The 2359-nt window shown below is 50.9% G+C and carries 3 protein-coding genes; 2 read left to right on the plus strand and 1 reads right to left on the minus strand.

What is annotated here, in order from left to right:
- A partial coding sequence (gene nikR / locus VEI96_07000; protein HXX57732.1) for a nickel-responsive transcriptional regulator NikR occupies positions 1-276 on the minus strand: 276 nt, incomplete at its 3' end.
- Between the two features lie 219 nt (positions 277-495).
- Here nikR and VEI96_07005 point away from each other — a divergent pair.
- Together VEI96_07005 and VEI96_07010 are read left to right on the plus strand one after the other, a co-directional pair.
- Positions 496-1185 carry a response regulator transcription factor gene (locus VEI96_07005; GenBank protein ID HXX57733.1) on the plus strand — a complete coding sequence of 230 codons (690 nt, stop codon included), beginning with the start codon at positions 496-498 and terminating at the stop codon, positions 1183-1185.
- Positions 1178-2359: ATP-binding protein (locus tag VEI96_07010; protein ID HXX57734.1), on the plus strand; the 1182-nt coding region annotated here is incomplete at its 3' end. The genes VEI96_07005 and VEI96_07010, both read left to right, overlap by 8 nt.

Below are 2359 nucleotides of genomic sequence, written 5' to 3' on the forward strand. Positions count from 1 at the left end.
GAGATGTATATGGAGCGATGAGATTATCGAATCATAGTAACGGTGCTGAAGATCGGTGAGGGTGTCGGTAAGCTCTCTCTTATCATGCGAGTAAACGATCGTGATTGTTCCTACGGTCTCGGTGGCGGCAGCCTCCCATTCTTCCGTTACCAGCGTATCCCTGATGAGATCCCTGATCGCCTCGCTCCGGTTCGCATAGCCCTTCTTACCGATGAGACTGTCAAACCTTTCGAGCAGGGCATTGTCGAGTGATATGCCGAATCGTATAATTGACATGGTGTTACTTTCCTTCTTTTCGTAACACTATCACGTGGCTTTCCATTCTGTCAAGCTAAGATTTCTCTATACCTCTTCTCATTCTCGCGGAGGAACTCTAAAGAGAAGGCTCAATTTCTTTCGATCTCTTCTAGCTTACTCCTTCGGATAAGGTGAATCGGTGCGATATAAGCGGATAAAGACCCTTCTCAAAAAGGTCCAAATAAGATACAATAAAGTATGAAGATACTCCTTGTTGAAGACGAAAAGGGCGTCGCCAACTTTATCAAGAAAGGCCTCGGGGAAGAAAATTATACCGTGGACCTTGCTGTAGACGGCGACGAAGGCCTCGCGTTTGCCTTTGCGAATCAATACGACCTCATTATCCTTGACATTATGCTTCCCGGGCTCAACGGAATCGAAGTCTGCAGGCAGGTACGGAAGAAGAATATACAGACCCCTGTCATGATGCTCACCGCGAAAGACTCGGTTCGGGATAAGGTGAGTGGCCTCGACTGCGGGGCCGATGACTACATGACAAAACCCTTCGCCTTTGACGAGTTCATTGCGAGGGTCCGCGCCCTCCTGAGGCGCAAACAGAGCAGCATTACGGAACTGAGATATAAATCGCTCAGGATCGATATCCCCTCCCATAAGGTATATGTGGGCGACAAAGAGGTTTCCCTTCGTCCCAAGGAGTATGCGATACTCATGTATCTCCTGAAGAACGTGGGTCGGGTCGTCTCCCGGACGCAGATTATCGAGAGTGTCTGGGGATACGACTTCAACCCGAACACGAATATCGTCGATGTCCATATCAAGTCCCTCCGGGAAAAGATCACCGAATTCACTCGCGCCGACTTCATCCGCAGTGTGAGGGGCACGGGGTACATGATAGAGGCTGTCTCCGCATCAGACAGCGATGATTAGACTCACCCAGAGACGCCTCACCATCCGGTTCGTACTGGTCCTCATGACTTTCACGGTCATCATACTCACGATAATCTTCATCTATTTCCATCAGAATATCGTGAATTCCCTCAAACGGCACTTGAGAGAAGAGATCCAGAATGAATTTATCGACCAGTACCACCGCACGGGTCTCGACACCTTCAAGAACCAATGGGAGGAGTACCATTTCGAGATTCTCAACGCCAATGGGGACATCGTCGTGGCCTCCCCGACAACACGCGCCTTTTATACCGGCATCAACAGGGACTTGCTCGCGAGCGCTTTTTTGGGCAGCCAGAAATTCGAAATGAAAGAGATCAGGAACGAAACCTATCTCGTCGCGTATTTCCCCCTCGATGAAAAGTACTCGGGGCGGATCGCTGCGTCTTTTGCGCCGGAGATCCAGCGTGTCAAGAATTTTCTTAATCTCCTTATCCTCACCCTTCCCTGGATGCTCCTGCTCTCCTATCTTGTCAGCCGCTACCTCGTGAAGCAGGCTATGAAGCCGATATCCGACGTATTCACCTTTCAGGAGCATTTTTCCTCGAGCGTCAGCCATGAATTACGCTCCCCCCTGGCCTCCCTGAAGGGCAACTTCGAGGTCTCTTTGCGAAAGGAGAGAACTGCCGGGGAATACCGCGACACGATCAGTTTCGGTCTGACCGAAGTCGATCGCATCATCCATCTTCTCAATGACCTCTATCTTATCGCCTCGTCCCGTTCAAAACCCCTCGACCTGTTCAAGGAAGAAGTCGACATGAAAAAACTCATCGGTGAAGTCGTTGGCGCATTGATGCCCCGCATTCTCGCGAGGGGCATTCGAGTGGATAACGCTATACGGGGGAGAACCCTGTGGGTCTGTGATGAGGCCCTCATGAGACGGGTCTTTGAGAATCTTCTCAACAATGCCGTGAAATATACCCCGGAGGGCGGCTCGATCGTGATACGCACCTTCGAATCCATAGGGAAGAGGATGGCAAACATAGCGAACACCTGCCAGGGGATCGGCAATCGGGAGATACCCTATCTGTTCGAACCCTTCTACCGCGGAAAGGCGATAGAGAACAGAAAGTTTGAAGGAAAGGGACTCGGTCTCTTTGTCTCCCGCTACATAGTCAGGTCGCACGGCGGAGAGATTACCGCTAAGATCGGC

The organism is Thermodesulfovibrionales bacterium (assembly GCA_035622735.1).
Lineage (GTDB): Bacteria > Nitrospirota > Thermodesulfovibrionia > Thermodesulfovibrionales > UBA9159 > DASPUT01.